Below are 16,999 nucleotides of genomic sequence, written 5' to 3'. Positions count from 1 at the left end.
GCCCCGCTCCCGTCACAGCACTGGGCACCGGTCGCGGGTGACGGACGTCAGTCGGACGGCGGTGTTCCGGCGCATCCGTGGCGTAGCACGCATGGAGGGAGTACCCCGCAGGTGCGGGGTAGCAGGCGCCGTACGGCGCGGTCGCGGGGGCCATCCCCGGACCGGGCTCTCGCCACGACGTCGGTCCCTGCTCCCCGCACCCGCCGGAACGGTCCCGGACAGGGAGCGGAAGGCGGCGCAGGCCAGTGCTGCTCGCCGCACCCTGCGCTCCGCGTCCAGTTCGGCACTGGACGCGGAGCCGACGTACGAGGGTGAACGAAGGTGACGGGCTTCGCCGTGCCGCCGGCAGCCGCTCTCAACGGCCTTCGGCCCGCCGCCGGGCCTCCTCGCCGGTCTGCCGCCCGGTGCGGCGCACCTCCTGTGCTCCCTCCTGCCCGGACCGGCGGGCCTGCCGACCGGTGGACCGGGCCACCTCCTGCGCGGTGTCCTTCACTGACGAGGCGGCCTCCCGGGCGGGCTCGCGCATGCCCTCCTTGATCTCCTGAGCGGCCTCCCGGACCGTCTCCTTCGCCGGTTCGACCAGGTCGTCGGAGCGCTCGCGGATGCGCTGCCCCACGCGTTCCTCCGTACCGGTCGCCGGGAACAGGGCCCCGGCGAGCAGGCCGGTGCCGAACGCGATCAGCCCGGCGGCGAGCGGGCTGCCCTCCGTCCGGCGACGCACCTGCTCGGGCACCTGGCGTGCCTGCTCACCGAGCTGCTCCGTGGTCTCACGCACGGTGTCACCCACGTCGGACGGGGAGGGCGTGACGGACCGGGCGGTCCCCATCACCCGCTCCTTGACATTGCCGATGCGGGAGCGTGCGGCACTCGCCTGACGGCGCATCACACGGGGCGGGCTGACCCGCTCGACCAGCCGGTCCGCGGTCTCCGCCAGGTGTGCGCGGGTCTCGTCGGCGTCCTGCCTCAACTGGTCGGGTGTCGTGCCCATTTCGCGTCCTCCTTCAGTGAATCCAGTGACTGTTCGGGGGTGAGCTGGACCGTGCGCATCCGCCGGCGCCCGGTGGCGTACAGGGCCGCGCCGATCCCCGCCCACACCACGGTGAGGATCAGGGCCGCCCAGGCGATGTCGATGACATGCCGGAGGCCGTACATCGCCGCGAACGTGGCCAGCAGCAGGGCCAGCCCGGTGGCATAACCCGCACCGCCGTACAGGCCCGCGGCCTTGCCCGCCTTCCGGCCCTCCTGTTTCAGCTCCGTCTTGGCCAGCTCGACCTCGTTGCGCACCAGCCGCGACAGGTCGCTGCTGATCTCGCTGATCAGGTCGCCGATCGACGCGTCGTCACCGCGCGTCGGCGCCGGTTCGGGCGCGGGCGTGGACGTGTCCTGCGGCCGGCCTCGCGGGGGGCCGGGCCGTCCGACGTCCTGGGACGCCATGGTCACCACCCCCTGCCGGGCTTCCCGGGCTCACCGGGCCGGGCCGGCGGCGTGACCCGCGGCGTCGTGGACGGCGGAGGTCCCTCGCCGCCGTGCAGCCCGGGCTCCGGGGTGTACGCGGACCGGGGCGCCTGCGACTCGTACGCGGACGGCGGCACGGGCGCGGCCTCGACCTGTTCCTCGGGAGCGGGCAGAACAGTGGTGTCCGTCCCCGGGGTCGTCGTGGTGACCATGTCCGTGCCCGTGTCCGTGCCCGTGTCCGTGCCCATGTCCGTGCTCGTGCCACCGGCCGCGGTGACACCCCGCCCCAGCCGGGACACGGCGAACCCGGCCAGCGCCGCGCCGGCGAGGAACATCCCCGGGCGCCGACGTGCGAAGTCCCGGACCTCGTCCAGGAGTTCACCGGGGCGCTGCCGGTCCAGCCGGTCGGCCAGCGTGTGCCCGCGCTCGGCCATCCGGCGCACCAGCGGGGCGGCGGGCGATTCGGGCTTGCAGCTCTCGCTCATGTGCTGCAGGTCCTCGGCCAGATAGCGGATATTGGTGGCCAGCCGCCGGGCCTGCGTACCGGCCTCCCCCTCCGCCTGCTCCTTGAACCGCTCATAGAGGTCCCGGCCCCGGCCGGCGGTCTCCTGGAGCACTTCCTGCGCTCCTTCCCGGGCCGTGCCCGCCACCTCCTGGCCCTTCTCCCGGACGACGTGCGCGCTCTGCCGTGCACCCTCCTGGGCGGTCCGGCCGACCTCCTTGGCCTTTTGGTTTCCTTCCTGGCGGGGCCCTTCAGGTCCCTCGGTCCGGTCCATGGCACTCCTCCTCTGCACACTGCGGTGAGGTCGGAAACGGCCGCCGGGTACCCGCACACCTGATCGAAACGGCGAGTACCGGAACAATGACCGAAAGCCACCATTCCGGCGACGACGGATCGGGGGCACCACACTCGGGGACCACCGACATCCGGCCATGACGGGCCACCCCGACACGCCGGGAATGCGGGCACACGGCAGCCTGTTGGTGATCATGGAACGGTGATCGGTCGTCCCGATCGTCAGACGGAAGGAAGGTGCCGGCCATGGGTGAGCTGCTTCTCGTGCGGCATGGCGAGACCGAGTGGTCCCGGTCCGGGCAGCACACCAGCTGGACGGACCTCCCCCTCACCGACAGGGGACGGGAGCAGGCGCGTGCGATCGTCCCGCTCCTCGGCGAGGGGCGGATCGGGCCCGTTCTCGTCAGCCCGATGAAGCGGGCCCGGGAGACGGCGGAGCTGGCGGGGCTGGCCGGGCTGCGCGAGGTCCGGATCGACGCGGACCTCAGCGAATGGGACTACGGCGGGTACGAAGGGATCACCACCGCCGACATCCAGCGCACCCGGCCCGACTGGTTCCTGTTCACGGACGGTGTCGTCCCCGGGCCGGCCGAGCATCCAGGAGAGAGCCCGGAGCAGGTCGGGGCACGGGCCGACCGCATGCTCGCGAAGGTCCGGGCGGCGCTGGAAGGCGCCGAGGGCGACGTCGCCCTGGTCGCTCACGGGCACTTCCTGCGGGTGCTGACCGCGCGCTGGCTCGGGCTGCCACCGGGCGACGGCGCGCTGTTCCGGCTCGGGACGGGCACGGTCAGCCGGCTCGGCACGGAGCACGAGCGGCCCGTCATCACCAGCTGGAACGTCAGCCCCTCGGCGTGAGGACGCCCAGCGCTCATCGGCACTCGCCCCGGGGGAGGCGGGGCCGTCAAGACGCCGATGAGCCCCACCCCGTCATCGGGGTGGGGCTCATCCTCTGAGCGCCGGGCAGGCCTTGCACCTGCATCTCCCCGCAGGAAGCGGGGCGTCTTTCCTTGGACCACCAACGCACGGCCGGGCACCGGGAGTTCCGGCGGCCTGCTCAAGATCAATCATACCCCATCGGCAGCGCACCGTCGGCACACCGTTGTCAGCCCCTCCTCGTACTCTCGACAGGACCGGGGACAGAGGCAGAACCGGCCCCGCCGACCGTACGACCGGGAAGGAACGTGCCGTGACACGACCGCCCACGACCGCCCAGCAGCGCGTGATCGACGCCGCCGATCCCGTGACCGGGCGGCTGCGCGGTACCGAGGCGCAGCTCGCGGCACTGGTGAAGCGAGGGCTCGCCTTCCGGCATCCGCGTCCGCCGCACGATCACTTCCTGACGCCTGCCGGGCACCGGTTGCGGGAGGGGGCCACGGGCACCGGCGCGGGCGCGGACGTTCCGTCACCCTCCCCCGCCGAGGCCGGATCCGGCGCCTCCCCCGCCGAGGCCGGATCCGGCGCCTCCCCCGCCGAGGCCGGATCCGGCGTCTTCGCCGCCCGCGTCGGCGGGGAGGATGCGGCGGGGTCGGGGCCTGCCCGCACGCGCGAGGTGCACAGCGCCTGGCAGGGGCTGCTGGAGCTGCGGCGGATGACCAATCCGGACGGTTCCGTGCACCGGCCGTGCGGGTGGGAGCGCGCTCATCTCATACGGGCCGCCGCGCTGGCCCTGGAGGCAGCCGGTCACCGGCCGGCCACGGGGGCGGAGGACGCCGGTTACCGGGTGCGGGCCACTCCACAGCCGGAGGCCGTCGCGGTGCGCGAGCCGGATGTCGCGGCGCTGCGGGCCTGCGCGGACACGTTGGAGGACGCGGGCTGGCAGGTCAGCGAGCACACCGAGCCACGTACCGGCGTGCGCTATGTGCTGGCCTCGCCCCGCCGGGTGTGACGCGAAGGAAACACCACGACCGAACCGTCTCCTGTCTGTTCAGTGATGTCTCCTGCCGTTTCAGCGCCTGGCGGCGGCTCCGTGGCCCTTCGGGCCGTGAGCCGCCGCCAGGGTGACCTCTCCCGTGGATCGCCCCGTTGTCGCCGTTACCCCTGGCCCAGCGGGTTCAGCAGATCCGCGTCCTCCTCGAACGCGAACAGCAGCAAGTCCGTCATCGTGAACTGGCGCGGGCGGCGGGACGGGAGGCTCGGGCGCCAGCCCGGATGCTTCACTATCGAGATGCGGCTGCCCTCCATCGCCCGGTGGAAGACCTCCGCGACGAGCGTGCCGCCGACTCCTGTGAGGCTGCCGGGATGGCGCTCGTTCACCTCCGCCTCACGCAGGACGTAGAACCAGAGCGGGGTGTGGGCCACCACCTGCTCCCGCTCGGCGGGCGTCAGGCCGTCCAGGACCGCGCCGCCGTCGCCCCGGAGGATCTGGTCCTCCGTCAGCGGCTCGATGCACATCTGGGCGGCTAGCTGCTGGCCGGTGGCGAGCTCGACCATGCCGGCCCGGGTGAGGTTGCGGAAGGCCAGGTTGCGCTGGACCGGTGTCGGGACCGGGCGGCCCCGGCCGTCGAAGGTGCCCGCGGGCAGCGCGGCCAGCGGGTCGACGAGCAGGGTGTCGATGCGTTTGGCGACGTTGGACTCGGCCTCGGGCACCACCAGGTCCTCGCGGCCCGCCTCGCCGAAGTCGAAGAGCCGGCGCCAGTCGGCGATCCAGTTGCTCGGCAGGCGCAGGTTCTCCCCCGCGTTCGGGTCGTCGAGGTCGCTCAGGTCGTCCGGGCCCGGGGTGAGGTTGCCCGCCGTGCCGCTGAACCGGAACAGCGCGCCGAGCGTGGCGATGCCGCCGGGTCCGCCCGCGCGGAAGACGCTGTTCCACTGGTAGGCCCCGCGCACCATGCTGTGCCCGAGCCGGTAGGCGGCCACGGAGAACTCGATGGGCATGGTGGGGAGGTCGCCGGGGCGGGTGCGTCCCGGGACCTCGAAGTGGCGGCGGCCGCGGGTGAAGACGCGCTCGACGATCTCCGGGTCGACGATGCGCGGCAGGAAGTCGGTCCGCAGCATCCACTGGTAGTGCTTGACGACGGCGTCCCGGGCCGCGTGGAAGAGCAGGGGCTCGGGCACGCCCCGCTCGGCGAGCCGGTCCATCACGCGGTTGTGGAAGCGGATGAAGGCGAGATGCAGCTGGCCCACGACCAGGTTCTCGTCGTTGCGGGCGTCCGGGATCAGCGCGGCACGCTTGTCGGCCCGGGTGCCGCCCGCCGTCTCGCCGGCCCGGGGCAGGTCGAAACCCTTCTGGTCGGTGTTGGCGGGCGGGAACTCGGGCGGGAAGGGCACGCCCAGCGTCGTGCCCATGGCCAGGTGGCCGTCCGGCTCGTAGAAGCGGGCGCTGCTGGCGTGGTGCGGACCCAGGCCGTAGAGCGAGTCGAGGTCCAGGGTGGGGCTGCGGCCCTGTAACAGTTCCTCGATCGGGACCGGCTCGCCCAGGCCCACCTGGGTGCGGTCGAGCGTGAGGTCGTGGTCGACGAACTGGCCGAGGTAGGTGAAGCCCGCCGGTACCGGTGTGCCCGCCGTTCCCCCGGGCCCCGGCTGCCCCGAGTCCGGGTCGGCGCCGCTCCCGCCGACCGTGGTCATGGCCTCGGCGAGCTTGACGCGCAGCGCCTCGTCGAGCTGGACCCCCTTTTCCTTGCCGAACCTGGAGAAACGGAAGGCCAGCTGCTGCTCCGCGGCGGTCGGTACGCGCGCGGTCGCGGTGCCCTTCTCGAACTCCAGGATCCGGCCCTCGTCGACGACGTAGTAGGTCTCGCGGTGGTGTCGGTGCACCGTGTGTCCCCTTCTCTGTCCCCCGTACCCCGCACCGGCCATAACCGGACGTAAAGGTTCCTCCGGGATGTACCGTCCCCCACAGGACGCGGAGTGGTCATACGGGCGAATCTCTGCATCTTGACAACCCGGTACGTACCGCCACAAGTTCCAAAAGCGGCGCACTGTGTCACACAGCGCGCACCGGCGCGCGACGGCGCGAGCGGAGCCGTACAGGCGAAGGGGGGCGTTCACGCCAGGTTCTCCCTCTTGTGGCCCCCTGTGCGTGAGCGAGGAGCGGCGTACCGGGTATCCCTCCCAGGGCGCTTCCCAGCCCCCAGGTCCCCGATCCCCTGCCCCAGGTCCCCGCACCCCGCGTCCCGCGTCCCCCCTGCGTCCCGCGTCTCCCGGAGGCATCATGCCGCTCGCCCGTCGTGCCCTCCTGACCGTCCTCGCCGCCGGCTCCGCCGGAACCGCCGTCGCCCGCACCTCGCCGACGGAGGCGGAGCCCTCGGCCGGCCGGCCCGCCGGGGGCTCCGCCGCGGCCGCGGCGGCCCGCCGGCTGCTCCCCCGCCACTGGCGGCAGATCCACTTCCGCACGGAGCCGGACGGCGAGCCCGACACCTTTCGCGTGTCGGGCCGCACCGGGCACATCACCGTCTCCGGCGATACTCCGGGCACCCAACTCACCGGCCTCAACTGGTACTTGCGGCACATCGCCCACGCCGAGATCAACTGGGCCGGTGAGCAGACGGGTCTCCTCCCCCGCGAGCTGCCGGGCATGGACGGCACCGTCACCCGCCGCGCGAACGTCCCGCACCGCTTCGTCCTCAACGACACGAACGACGGCTACACGGGCGCCTATCACGACTGGCCGTACTGGGAGCGCGAGCTGGACGTGCTCGCGCTGCACGGTTACAACGAGGTCCTCGTCTACGCGGGGGCGGACGCGCTGTACCACCGGGTGTTCCGGGAGTTCGGGTACGGGGACGAGGAGCTGAGGGAGTGGATCCCCGGGCCGGCCCACCAGCCGTGGTGGCTGCTGCAGAACCTGTCCGCGTTCCCGTACCCCGTGTCGCGTCGGCTCCTCGACGCGCGGGCCGCGCTGGGGCGCCGTATCGCGGACCGGGTGCGGGAGCTGGGGATGACGCCGGTGTTCCCCGGCTACTTCGGGACCGTCCCGCCCGGCTTCGCCGAGCGCAATCCGGGGGCGCGTACGGTGCCGCAGGGCGAGTGGATGGGGTTCGCGCGGCCCGACTGGCTGGACCCGCGCACGGACCACTTCGCGCAGGTGGCCGAGGCCTTCTACCGGACCCAGGACGAGATGTTCGGCGGGCCGTCGACCCTGTACAAGATGGATCTGCTGCACGAGGGCGGCACCGCCGGCGACGTACCGGTCGGGGACGCGGCGCGCGGTGTGGAGCGGGCGTTGCAGGAGGCGCGCCCGGGGGCCGTGTGGGTGATCCTCGGCTGGCAGCGCAATCCGCCGCGGGAGATCGTGGACGCCGTGGACAAGCGGCACATGCTGGTCGTCGACGGGCTGTCCGACCGCTTCCCGACCGTCGTCGACCGCGAGGCCGACTGGGGCGGCACGCCGTACGCGTTCGGCTCGATCTGGAACTTCGGCGGGCACACCGCGCTCGGGGCCAACACCCCGGACTGGGCCGAGCTGTACGAGAAGTGGCGCACGAAGGACGGCAGCACGCTGCGCGGCGTCGCGCTCATGCCGGAGGCCGCGGACAACAACCCGGCCGCCTTCGCCCTCTTCTCCGAACTCGCTTGGAACAAGGGTGAGTTGAGGCTGGACGAGTGGTTTCGCTCATGGGCGCACGCCCGGTACGGGGCGCGTGATCCGCACGCCGAGGCCGCCTGGGACGTACTGCGCCGCACCGCGTACGGCACGACGCGCGCCGACCGGTGGAGCGAGGCCGCGGACGGGCTGTTCGGGGCGCGGCCGTCGCTGACCGTCGACCGCGCGGGCCGCTGGTCACCGAGACGGCTGCGGTACGACGGGGAGGAGTTCGAGCCCGCGCTCATCGAACTCCTGCGCGTCGAGCCGCGGCTGCGTACGTCCTCGGCGTACCGCCATGACCTTCTGGACGTCGCCCGTCAGGCCCTCTCCAACCGCAGCCGGGTCCTCCTCCCGCGGATCAAGAAGGCGTACCACGCCGGGGACGCGGCCCGCTTCGACGAGCTGACCGCCGGCTGGCTGGAGCTGATGGATCTGCTGGAGCGGCTGGTGGCCACCGACTCCCGTCACCTGACGGGGAGATGGGTGGCGGACGCGCGGGCGTGGGGCGCGGGCGACGGGGAGCGGGAGCGGCTCGCGTACGACAATCTGTCGCTGCTCACGGTGTGGGGCACGCGCGCGGGCGCGGACGCCGGGCTGCGGGACTACGCCAACCGCGAGTGGGCGGGGCTGGTCGGCGGGCTGTACCGGCTGCGCTGGTCCACGTACTTCGGTGGGCTGCGGGCCGCGCTCCGGGCGGGCCGGGCGCCGGAGCCGGTCGACTGGTTCGCGCTGGAGGACCGCTGGACCCGTGATCCGGGGGCTCTGGCCACCCGGCCGACCGGCGACACGTACGAGGTGGCCGTCGAGGTACGGGACCGGCTGGCCGCCACCCGGTAGGCGGCGCGGCCGGCCGGTCCCGTGCCCCGGCGGGCGGGCGGGGGAGCCGCCCGGTCAGTGGGCGGAGGCCGTCGGGCGGGCCGCCGGGGCGGGGTCCGGCTCCATCGGGTTCGTCACCTCGTCGTCGTCGGCGCGGCGCTTGCCCAGGTGGTTGAAGACGTAGTTGAGCAGCAGCGCGGCGACACAGCCCGTCGAGATGCCCGAGTCCAGGATGATCCGCGCCGTCTCCGGAGCGGCGTGGTAGAACTCCGGCGCCGTGATCGGGATGATGCCGACGGCCAGCGAGACGGCGACGATCAGTACGTTGTTGTCCTTCTCCAGGCCCGCCTTGACCAGGGTCTGGATGCCGCTGGCCGCGACCGAGCCGAAGAGGACGACGCCGGCGCCGCCGAGCACCGGGCGGGGGACGACGGCGATGAGCGAGGCGGCCATGGGACACAGGCCCATCAGGATCAGGAAGCCGCCGCCCGTGGCGACGACGTACCGGCTGCGGATGCGGGTCATCGCGACCAGGCCGATGTTCTGGGCGAAGGCGCTGCACATGAAGCCGTTGAAGAGGGGGCTGAGCGCCGAGCCGAGGGTGTCGGCGCGCAGACCGGCCGCGATCGTCTTCTCGTCGGCGGGTTTCCCGACGATCTCGCCGAGCGCCAGCATGTCCGCGGTCGACTCGGTCATGGAGACGACCATGACGACGCACAGGGAGATGATCGCGGCGAGCTGGAACTGCGGGGCGCCGAAGTGGAACGGGGTCGGGAAGCCGACGATGTCCGCGTCCGCCACCGGGCCGAAGTCGGTGACACCGAAGGGGATCGCGAGGAGCGTGCCGGCGACCAGGCCGAGCAGGACGGCGATCTGCTTGACGAAGCCGCGGGTGAAGCGGCGCAGCAGGAGGACGATGACGAGCGTCGCGCCCGCGAGGCCGAGGTTGGTCGCCGAACCGTAGTCGTCGGCCGCCTGGTCGGGGCCCTGGGCCCAGCCGAACGCCACCGGGAGAAGGGAGACGCCGATCAGGGTGATGACCGAGCCGGTGACGACGGGCGGGAAGAAGCGGACCGCCTTGCACAGGAAGGGCGATGCGACGAAGCCGAGGAGGCCCGCCACGATGACCGCGCCGAAGATGATCGGCAGGGCGTCGCTCTTGTCGTCGGTGGAGGCGACGATCGCGGTCATGGGCGCGACACCGGCGAAGGTGACGCCGTTGACGAACGGCAGCCGGGCGCCGATCTTCCAGATGCCGAGCGTCTGGAGGAGGGTGGCGAGGCCGGCGGTGAACAGGCAGGCGCCGGTCAGGAAGGTGAGTTCGGCGGCGCTCAGGCCGATGGCGGCGCCGACGATCAGGGGTGGGGCGACGACTCCCGCGTACATGGCGGCCACGTGCTGGAGGCCGGTGGTCGCCATTCTCACGGGAGGAAGCTTCTCGTCCACGGGGTGCGGTGCGTCGGTGCTGGTCTGCGGGGTCGTGGTGCTGTTCTGCGACTGCGGGGATGAGGCGGCCACGGCGGCTCCTCCGGTCGGGTACACGTCAACCATGCACGGCTGGCGCGGGTGTCAGGGAGGTGGTGCGCGGTCGTGCGGGACCGTTGTCGGACCTTCGTGTGTACGCGTACGAGGTCCGCGGGACGGTGGGGACCGTTCCGGGGCGCGCTCGGCGTGTGTGTGCGCCGTGCACGCCCCGGACCCGGCCGCCGTGGACCCCGCTCGGGTCCACGGACGCCCGGCCGAGGGCCGTCCCCCTCGGCCGGAGTTCCGGTGGGCCGGCCCTGTCGGCGGGCCGGCGCGGTGGGACGAGGGGTCAGCCCTGCCCGGCGATCTCGGCGAGGCGCCGTGCCTCGGCCCGGGTGGAGCGGGCGATCGCGTCCTCGTCCACGTGCAGCAGCCGGCCGTTCTCCACGATCTGCCGGCCGCCCACGAAGGAGGCGGTGACCGGTGCGGCGGCGCCGAACACCAGGGCCGTCACCGGGTCGGCTATCGAGGCGTGGGCGAGGGTGTCCATCCGCCACAGCACCAGGTCGGCGAGCTTCCCGGGCTCCAGCGAGCCCAACTCCGCCGCGCGGCCAAGGACTTGGGCTCCGCCGTGCGTCCCGAGCCGCAGCGCCTGGCGGGCGTTGAGCGCGGCCTCCTTGTGCGGGCCGAGGCGGTTGACGAGGAGGGCGTTGCGCAGCTCGGTGTGGAGTTCGCCGGACTCGTTGGACGCGGTGCCGTCGACGCCGAGGCCGACGGGGACGCCGGCCGCGAGCATGTCCGGGACCCGGGCGATGCCGGCGGCGAGGCGGGCGTTGGACGAGGGGCAGTGGGCGACACCCGTCCTCGTCCGGGCGAAGGCGGTGATGTCGGAGTCGTTCATGTGGACGCAGTGCGCCATCCACACGTCCTCGCCGAGCCAGCCGGTGGACTCGAAGTAGTCGGTCGGGCCCATGCCGAACAGCTCGTGGCAGAACTTCTCCTCCTCCACGGTCTCCGAGCCGTGGGTGTGCAGCCGTACGTCCTTGCGGCGGGCCAACTCCGCACCTTCCCGCAGGAGTTCGGTGGACACGGAGAAGGGTGAGCAGGGGGCAACGGCCACCTGTGTCATGGCGCCGAAGGAGGCGTCGTGGTGCTCGTCGACGGTCGCCTCGGTGGCGGCGAGCGCGTCCTCGAGGGTTTCGACGGCGAAGTCCGGCGGCAGCCCGCCGTCCTTCTCGCTGCGGTCCATCGAACCGCGGGCGAGCGTGAACCGGACACCCGTCTCGCGGGCGGCGCGGATGATGGAGCCGGACAGGTCGCCGGACCCCTTCGGGAAGACATAGTGGTGGTCCATGGCGGTGGTGACCCCGCCGCGGGCCATCATCGCGAGCGAGCCCTGCGCGGCCGCGTACGTCATCCGCTCGTCGATGCGCGCCCACACCGGGTAGAGGGCCACGAGCCAGTTGAACAGGTTGTGGTCCGTGGCCAGCCCGCGGGTGATCCACTGGTAGAAGTGGTGGTGCGTGTTGACCAGGCCGGGTGTGACGAGGTGGCCGGTGCCGTCGATGCGGCGGACGACGTTCTCCAGGCCCTCGGGGGCCCTGCCCGCACCCACCGCCTCGATACGGTCGCCGGCGATGACGACGTACCCGCTCGCGTACTCGGTGTCGTCCGCGTCGACCGTCGCGACGGAACAGTTCTCGATGACGATGCGCTGGGTTGCTGCCATGGTTCGTCCTTTGCGTTGCACGATCCGTTACGAGGGCACGGCAGGACCCTGGAGATTTGAGTGCCGCGGCCGGTGGCCGAGGGTGCCGAGGAGGGAGGTGCCCCCTGCACGACGGGGGCACCTCCGGGTGAGCTCAGAGGGTTACCCAGAGGGTTGAGCTCAACGGGCATTGCTCAGATGAGCAGTGCTCAGCGGGCGGTGCTCAGAGATGGGTGCTCAGAGGTTGGTGAGGTCCACCGGGATGCGCGCCTTGCAACCGTCCCGCAGGATCGTGGCCTCGATCAGGCCGTACGGGCGGTCGGCGGCGAAGTAGACCTCATTGTCGTTCTTGAGGCCGAACGGCTCCAGGTCCACCAGGAAGTGGTGCTTGTTCGGGAGCGAGAAGCGGACCTCGTCGATCTCGCTCCGGCCGTCGATGATGCGCTTGCCCATCTCGTACATGGTCTGCTGCAGCGACAGCGAGTACGTGTCGGCGAAGGCCTGGAGCATGTGCTTCCGCGTCTCCTGGTACGACGCCTCCCAGTCGGGCATCTCCGCCGCGTCGTCCGTCCAGTTGAAGCGCCAGCGGCCGGAGACCTCGGTGGCCAGGATGCGGTCGTTCGTCTCCTGGAGCGTCGTGTACTTGTCCTTGACGTAGCCCCAGAACTCGGAGTCCGTCGAGTTGAGCACGGTCAGGTCCTTCAACCCGGAGACGACCTCCCACGCCGAGCCGTCGTAGGTGACCTGGGTGAGCCGGACCTCCTGGCCCGAGCGGACGAAGGAGTGCTTCTTCCCGCTCTGCGCGTCCGAGCCCTCGATCCGCTCCCAGGCGTACTCCTCGATACGGATACGGGCCCGGTGGATCGGCTCCTGCGAGGTGACGAAGTGGCGGGCGAGGTGGATGCCGAACTGCTCGGCCGACTCGACGCCACGCTCCTTGGCGAACGCGAACACCGTGTTCTTGGTGGTGTCGGTCGGCAGGACGTTGGCGTTGGAGCCGGAGTAGTGGACCTCGTCCATGTCGCCGCTCAGCGACACCGAGACGTTGAGGTCCTTGATGTGGTGGGTGTCGCCGTCCCGCGTGATCTTGACGACTCGGTTCTCGGCCTTGCCGTACTGGTTCTGGCCCAGGATCGTGGTCATTCTTCGCTAGCTCCCTCGGTAAACGGAGTAGCCGAACGGGTTGAGCAGCAGCGGTACGTGGTAGTGCTCGCCCGGCACGACGGCGAAGGTGATCGCCACTTCCGGGAAGAACACCGCCGGACCGCTGTCCCGATGCGCGGGGGCGTCCTGCTGTGCCTCGGCTTGCTTCTTCGCAAACGTCAACTTCTCGAAGTACGCCTCGACGGCGAAGTCGAGCCGTACGTGGGTGGTCCCCTCCGGCAGGGCCGGCAGGTCCTTGCACCGCCCGTCCGCGTCGGTCGCGGAGCCACCGAGCGGCCGCCAGTCCGCTTCCCGCCCGGTGCGGGCGGCGAGCCGGACGGCGACACCCTCGGCGGGGCGGCCGATGCTGGTGTCCAGGATGTGCGTGGACACGGAGGCGGTGGTGCTGGTGCTCATGTACTGATCAGTCCTCTTCGGCGAGCCGGGTCAGGCGAATGCGGTTGATCTTGCCCAGTTCGGTGCGGACGATCTCCCGCTCCTGTTCGGGCGAGTTGCCGATCCGTTCCCTGACCGCGTCCCGCATCTGCTCCCCGGTACGGCCGGTGGCGCAGATGAGGAAGACATGGCCGAACTTCTCCTGGTAGGCCAGGTTCAGTTCGAGCATCTCGGCCTTGAGCTGCTCGGAGGCGCCGGACATACCGCGCTGTTCCCGGGCCGAGGTCGGGTCGCCCGGCTTCGGGCGGCCGATCGGCGGGTGCCCGGCCATCGCCTCCGCCAGGTCCTCCGCGGTCAGCTCGGCCATGGCGGCGTCACTGGCGGCGAGAAGATCGTCGACGGTGCTGTACGGGCGCCCCTTGAGCAGCTTGCGTCCCCACTCCGTCGAGGCGCACGCCTCGTGGAGTGCGGCGGCCGCCGCGTGCTCCTCCAGGGTGTTGAACCGGGCGAGGCCCGGCGTCGAAAAACTCGAAGTCACGGGAGCCTCCGTGGCCGTTTGCTTTCGGGCTGCGGATAGCTAACGCCCAACGGTGACAACGAGTCAACACTTTGTTGAAAAATCGGTGTTACGAAGAAGATCAGCCGGAACGGAGGGCGAACCCGGCCTTCGATTCCGGCGGTTCAGGCCCGCTTACAGCGGTTCGGATCTGCTTCCGGCGGTTCGGATCCGCTTCCGGCGGTTCAGGCCTGCTTCTCGCGGTTGAGGTAGTTGTAGACGGTGAAGCGGCTCACGCCGAGCGCGGTCGCGACGGTCTCCACACCGTGCCGTACGGAGAAGGCACCACGCGCCTCCAGCGCCCGTACGGCCTCCTGCTTGGCCTTGCGGTCCAGTTCGGACAGCGGCCTGCCCTGCTTGCGCTCCATGGCGGCGAGGATGTGGTCCAGCGATTCGGCGAGCTGCGGCAGCCGTACGGCCACCACGGCGGCGCCCTCCCAGGACAGCACGACGTCGTCGGGGCCGGCCTGGTCGGGCGGGAGCATCTCGCCGCCCATGGCGTCGACCAGCGGCTTGACGGCGGTGACGAAGGGGTCGTTCGCGTCACCGGTCACCGGGGTCACCCCTCGCCCTCGGCGATCACGTTGAGCTGGAGCGAGACCCGGGTCGCGCCCGCGTCCAGGGCCTTGCGCAGCAACGCGTCGACCGCGGTGAGCACCGCGTCGGAGCCGCCCTCGGCCGTGTTGCCGAACGGGCCCACGTCCACGGCGTCCAGGCCGGCACCCTCGACGACCTCGCGGGCGACCAGCGCGTGCCGGGGCGGCTCGTCGAGGTCGAAGGGCTCGGTCGTGAACTCCACTCTCAGTCGCACAGGGCGACCTTAACGGACAGGCGGAGCACCCTCTTGACAAGCTTCCCGACCCCGGGCAGCCTTTCCGTACAGCAAAAGTAAACTTCCGCCATACGGAAGCACTGGAGGCCCGGCAGTCCGGCGGTCCGGCAGTCCGGCAGTCCTGCGGAAGCAACGGAAGCGAGCAAGTGGAAGGGAGCTCCGCGCCCCATGGGATTCGCAGAGCAGCGCTTCACCGTCAACCTGTCGATCCTCTTCACGGAACTCCCGCTCCTGGAGCGCCCCGCGGCCGCCGCCGCGGCCGGCTTCACCGCGGTCGAGCTGTGGTGGCCCTGGGTCGACTCCCCCACCCCCGGGCAGTCCGAGCTCGACGCCCTGCGCAAGGCCGTCCAGGACGCGGGCGTGCAGCTCACGGGCCTCAACTTCTACGCCGGGCAGCTGCCGGGCCCCGACCGGGGCGCGCTGTCGGTCCCGGGTGAGGAGTCGGAGAGGTTCCGCGCCAACGTCGACGTGGCCGCCGACTTCGCCGCGTCCCTCGGCTGCACGGCGCTCAACGCCCTCTACGGCAACCGCGTCGAGGGCGTCGACCTGGCCGAGCAGGACGCGCTCGCGCTGGAGAACCTGGTCCTCGCCGCCCGGGCCGCCGACCGCATCGGCGCGGTCCTGCTGATCGAGGCGCTGAACAAGCCCGAGTCGCCGCTCTACCCGCTGGTGGCGGCCCCGGCCGCCGTCGGCGTCGTCGACAAGGTCAACGAGGCGACCGGGCTCGGCAACGCCCGCTTCCTCATGGACCTCTACCACCTGTCCATGAACGGCGAGGACCTGCCGCGGGTGATCGAGCGGTACGCGGCGAAGACCGGCCATGTGCAGATCGCCGACAACCCGGGGCGCGGCGCCCCCGGCACCGGCTCGCTTCCCCTGGAGGACCTCCTCGACCGGCTCGGCAAGGCCGGTTACGACGGCCGGGTGGGCCTGGAGTACAAGCCGGGCGACCGCCCCAGTGCCGAGTCCTTCGACTGGCTGCCCCGCTGACGGCCGGCCGCCCCGCTGATCCCCGTACTGAGAGGTATGCAATGAGCGACACCCGCGCACTTCCCACGATCGCCTGGATCGGGCTCGGCATCATGGGCTCCCCCATGTCCGAGAACCTGATCAAGGCGGGTTACGACGTCACCGGCTTCACGCTGGAACAGGACAAGCTGGACCGCCTGACCGCCGCCGGCGGCACCGCGGCCGGCTCGGTCGCCGAGGCGGTGCGGGACGCCGACGTGATCATCACGATGGTGCCCGCGTCCCCGCAGGTCGAGGCGATCGCCTACGGCCCCGACGGCATCCTGGAGAACGCCAGGACCGGAGCACTGCTGATCGACATGTCCTCGATCACCCCGCAGACCTCGATCGACCTGGCGAAGGCGGCGCGCGAGAAGGGCGTCCGGGTGCTCGACGCGCCCGTGTCCGGCGGCGAGGCGGGGGCCGTCGAGGCCGTGCTGTCCATCATGGTCGGCGGTGAGCAGGCCGACTTCGACGCGGCGGAGCCGATCTTCGAGGCGCTCGGGAAGACCATCGTGCTGTGCGGTCCGCACGGCTCCGGCCAGACCGTGAAGGCCGCCAACCAGCTGATCGTCGCCGTGAACATCCAGGCGTGCGCCGAGGCCGTGGTCTTCCTGGAGAAGTCGGGGGTGAACCTGAAGGCGGCGCTGGACGTCCTCAACGGCGGCCTGGCGGGCTCCACCGTGCTGACGCGCAAGAAGGACAACTTCCTCAGCCGCGACTTCAAGCCCGGCTTCCGCATCGACCTGCACCACAAGGACATGGGCATCGTGACGGACGCGGCCCGCGCCGTGGGCGCCGCCCTCCCCGTCGGCGCGGTGGTCGCCCAGCTGGTCGCGAGCCTGCGCGCCCAGGGTGAGGGCGGGCTGGACCACTCGGCCCTGCTGCGGGCCGTGGAGCGCCTCTCCGGCGACCGGGTCTGACGCCACGGGGCCGCCGCGGCCCCTCGTACCCCCGAGACTTCCGGGCGGCGCGGCCGCTGACACCTGTCCTGTCGCGCCCAGGCGCCCGCGCCGCCCGGAACCACAGCCCCGTCCCCTTGCCCGTCCCGTACGTACGCAAGTGGGCGTATCCGTTCTACGAAATCCTCAAATCAAGCTCTGAAGACGCGCCCGGAGGCTTCAACGGCCCCCGGGCGCGGGCATATTCGCGGCACACGGAGCCCGCCGGCACGGGGGCGGCGGGCTCCGTCCACGGGGGACACGGGGGTCACGGGGACCACGTGGACGCCACGGGGGAAGCACGGAGAACGGGGGAAACGGGAGAACGGGGGAACGGGGGAACGGGGGAAGCACGGGGGAACG

At 71.8% G+C, this 16,999-nt stretch carries 16 protein-coding genes; 5 read left to right on the top strand and 11 right to left on the bottom strand.

Annotated features, from left to right (window positions below; genetic code table 11):
- Window positions 1-355: 355 nt before the first annotated feature.
- Genes IE242_RS30320 through IE242_RS30310 form a run of 3 tightly spaced genes read right to left on the bottom strand, consistent with a single transcriptional unit; the run spans window position 356 to window position 2,231 of the window.
- Window positions 356-988: a DUF3618 domain-containing protein gene (locus tag IE242_RS30320; protein WP_189864940.1), complete on the bottom strand. Its 633-nt coding sequence runs from the start codon at window positions 986-988 to the stop codon at window positions 356-358.
- The gene (locus IE242_RS30315; protein ID WP_189864938.1) at window positions 964-1,434 is read right to left on the bottom strand and encodes a phage holin family protein; all 471 of its coding nucleotides are present in this window, start codon (window positions 1,432-1,434) and stop codon (window positions 964-966) included. The genes IE242_RS30320 and IE242_RS30315 overlap by 25 nt, the downstream gene beginning before the upstream one ends.
- A 2-nt stretch (window positions 1,435-1,436) precedes the next feature.
- The gene (locus IE242_RS30310) at window positions 1,437-2,231 is read right to left on the bottom strand and encodes a hypothetical protein (protein ID WP_189864936.1); all 795 of its coding nucleotides are present in this window, start codon (window positions 2,229-2,231) and stop codon (window positions 1,437-1,439) included.
- A 266-nt stretch (window positions 2,232-2,497) separates the two neighbouring features.
- On the opposite strand from IE242_RS30310, the gene IE242_RS30305 reads away from it, so the two are divergent.
- Together IE242_RS30305 and IE242_RS30300 are read left to right on the top strand one after the other, a co-directional pair.
- Window positions 2,498-3,106: a histidine phosphatase family protein gene (locus tag IE242_RS30305; RefSeq protein ID WP_189864934.1), complete on the top strand. Its 609-nt coding sequence runs from the start codon at window positions 2,498-2,500 to the stop codon at window positions 3,104-3,106.
- Between the two features lie 331 nt (window positions 3,107-3,437).
- Entirely contained in the window at window positions 3,438-4,136 is a 699-nt protein-coding gene (locus IE242_RS30300; protein WP_189864932.1) for a hypothetical protein, read from the top strand.
- Between the two features lie 146 nt (window positions 4,137-4,282).
- Here the strand turns inward: IE242_RS30300 and IE242_RS30295 are convergent, their stop codons facing one another.
- Entirely contained in the window at window positions 4,283-6,001 is a 1,719-nt protein-coding gene (locus tag IE242_RS30295) for a peroxidase family protein (RefSeq protein ID WP_229859637.1), read from the bottom strand.
- Window positions 6,002-6,398: 397 nt separating this feature from the next.
- On the opposite strand from IE242_RS30295, the gene IE242_RS30290 reads away from it, so the two are divergent.
- Complete coding sequence (locus tag IE242_RS30290; RefSeq protein ID WP_189864928.1) at window positions 6,399-8,609, top strand: alpha-N-acetylglucosaminidase; 2,211 nt, start codon at window positions 6,399-6,401, stop codon at window positions 8,607-8,609.
- A 54-nt stretch (window positions 8,610-8,663) separates the two neighbouring features.
- Here the strand turns inward: IE242_RS30290 and IE242_RS30285 are convergent, their stop codons facing one another.
- The 7 genes from IE242_RS30285 to IE242_RS30255 all read right to left on the bottom strand — a co-directional run bounded on the left by IE242_RS30285 (window position 8,664) and on the right by IE242_RS30255 (window position 14,666).
- Entirely contained in the window at window positions 8,664-10,007 is a 1,344-nt protein-coding gene (locus tag IE242_RS30285) for a nucleobase:cation symporter-2 family protein (RefSeq protein WP_189865057.1), read from the bottom strand.
- Window positions 10,008-10,401: 394 nt separating this feature from the next.
- A complete protein-coding gene (locus IE242_RS30280) occupies window positions 10,402-11,781 on the bottom strand; it encodes an 8-oxoguanine deaminase (RefSeq protein WP_189864926.1) in 1,380 nt (459 codons plus the stop codon).
- A 216-nt stretch (window positions 11,782-11,997) separates the two neighbouring features.
- Window positions 11,998-12,903: a factor-independent urate hydroxylase gene (gene pucL / locus IE242_RS30275; RefSeq protein ID WP_189864924.1), complete on the bottom strand. Its 906-nt coding sequence runs from the start codon at window positions 12,901-12,903 to the stop codon at window positions 11,998-12,000.
- Between the two features lie 6 nt (window positions 12,904-12,909).
- Entirely contained in the window at window positions 12,910-13,320 is a 411-nt protein-coding gene (uraH, locus tag IE242_RS30270) for a hydroxyisourate hydrolase (protein WP_189864922.1), read from the bottom strand.
- A gap of 7 nt (window positions 13,321-13,327) precedes the next feature.
- Window positions 13,328-13,837, bottom strand: a complete 510-nt coding sequence (gene uraD, locus IE242_RS30265) for a 2-oxo-4-hydroxy-4-carboxy-5-ureidoimidazoline decarboxylase (RefSeq protein WP_189864920.1) — start codon at window positions 13,835-13,837, stop codon at window positions 13,328-13,330.
- 203 nt (window positions 13,838-14,040) lie between these two features.
- Complete coding sequence (locus tag IE242_RS30260; protein ID WP_373299627.1) at window positions 14,041-14,352, bottom strand: helix-turn-helix domain-containing protein; 312 nt, start codon at window positions 14,350-14,352, stop codon at window positions 14,041-14,043.
- A 62-nt stretch (window positions 14,353-14,414) separates the two neighbouring features.
- Window positions 14,415-14,666, bottom strand: coding sequence for a YkoF family thiamine-binding protein (locus IE242_RS30255; RefSeq protein ID WP_189864916.1), 252 nt, complete (start codon window positions 14,664-14,666; stop codon window positions 14,415-14,417).
- Window positions 14,667-14,855: 189 nt separating this feature from the next.
- On the opposite strand from IE242_RS30255, the gene IE242_RS30250 reads away from it, so the two are divergent.
- Together IE242_RS30250 and IE242_RS30245 are read left to right on the top strand one after the other, a co-directional pair.
- Window positions 14,856-15,677 (top strand): TIM barrel protein, encoded by an 822-nt coding sequence (locus IE242_RS30250; RefSeq protein ID WP_189864914.1) that lies wholly within the window; start codon window positions 14,856-14,858, stop codon window positions 15,675-15,677.
- 41 nt (window positions 15,678-15,718) lie between these two features.
- Window positions 15,719-16,618 (top strand): 2-hydroxy-3-oxopropionate reductase, encoded by a 900-nt coding sequence (locus IE242_RS30245; RefSeq protein WP_189864912.1) that lies wholly within the window; start codon window positions 15,719-15,721, stop codon window positions 16,616-16,618.
- Window positions 16,619-16,999: the final 381 nt, after the last annotated feature.

The sequence above is a fragment of the Streptomyces poonensis genome (assembly GCF_014650915.1).
In the GTDB taxonomy this organism is placed as follows: Bacteria; Actinomycetota; Actinomycetes; order Streptomycetales; family Streptomycetaceae; genus Streptomyces; species Streptomyces poonensis.
Note: the sequence above shows the minus strand (reverse complement) of the source record. Positions and strands in the feature narration are given on the sequence as shown.

Excerpts from the sequence above, each read along its gene's own strand:
- IE242_RS30285 (WP_189865057.1), bottom strand. The coding sequence starts at position 10,007 with ATGGCGACCACCGGCCTCCAGCACGTGGCCGCCATGTACGCGGGAGTC.
- IE242_RS30315 (WP_189864938.1), bottom strand. The coding sequence starts at position 1,434 with ATGGCGTCCCAGGACGTCGGACGGCCCGGCCCCCCGCGAGGCCGGCCG.
- IE242_RS30260 (WP_373299627.1), bottom strand. The coding sequence starts at position 14,352 with ATGGGCGGCGAGATGCTCCCGCCCGACCAGGCCGGCCCCGACGACGTC.
- IE242_RS30310 (WP_189864936.1), bottom strand. The coding sequence starts at position 2,231 with ATGGACCGGACCGAGGGACCTGAAGGGCCCCGCCAGGAAGGAAACCAA.
- pucL (WP_189864924.1), bottom strand. The coding sequence starts at position 12,903 with ATGACCACGATCCTGGGCCAGAACCAGTACGGCAAGGCCGAGAACCGA.
- IE242_RS30290 (WP_189864928.1), top strand. The coding sequence starts at position 6,399 with ATGCCGCTCGCCCGTCGTGCCCTCCTGACCGTCCTCGCCGCCGGCTCC.
- IE242_RS30245 (WP_189864912.1), top strand. The coding sequence starts at position 15,719 with ATGAGCGACACCCGCGCACTTCCCACGATCGCCTGGATCGGGCTCGGC.
- uraH (WP_189864922.1), bottom strand. The coding sequence starts at position 13,320 with ATGAGCACCAGCACCACCGCCTCCGTGTCCACGCACATCCTGGACACC.
- IE242_RS30320 (WP_189864940.1), bottom strand. The coding sequence starts at position 988 with ATGGGCACGACACCCGACCAGTTGAGGCAGGACGCCGACGAGACCCGC.
- IE242_RS30305 (WP_189864934.1), top strand. The coding sequence starts at position 2,498 with ATGGGTGAGCTGCTTCTCGTGCGGCATGGCGAGACCGAGTGGTCCCGG.
- IE242_RS30250 (WP_189864914.1), top strand. The coding sequence starts at position 14,856 with ATGGGATTCGCAGAGCAGCGCTTCACCGTCAACCTGTCGATCCTCTTC.
- IE242_RS30280 (WP_189864926.1), bottom strand. The coding sequence starts at position 11,781 with ATGGCAGCAACCCAGCGCATCGTCATCGAGAACTGTTCCGTCGCGACG.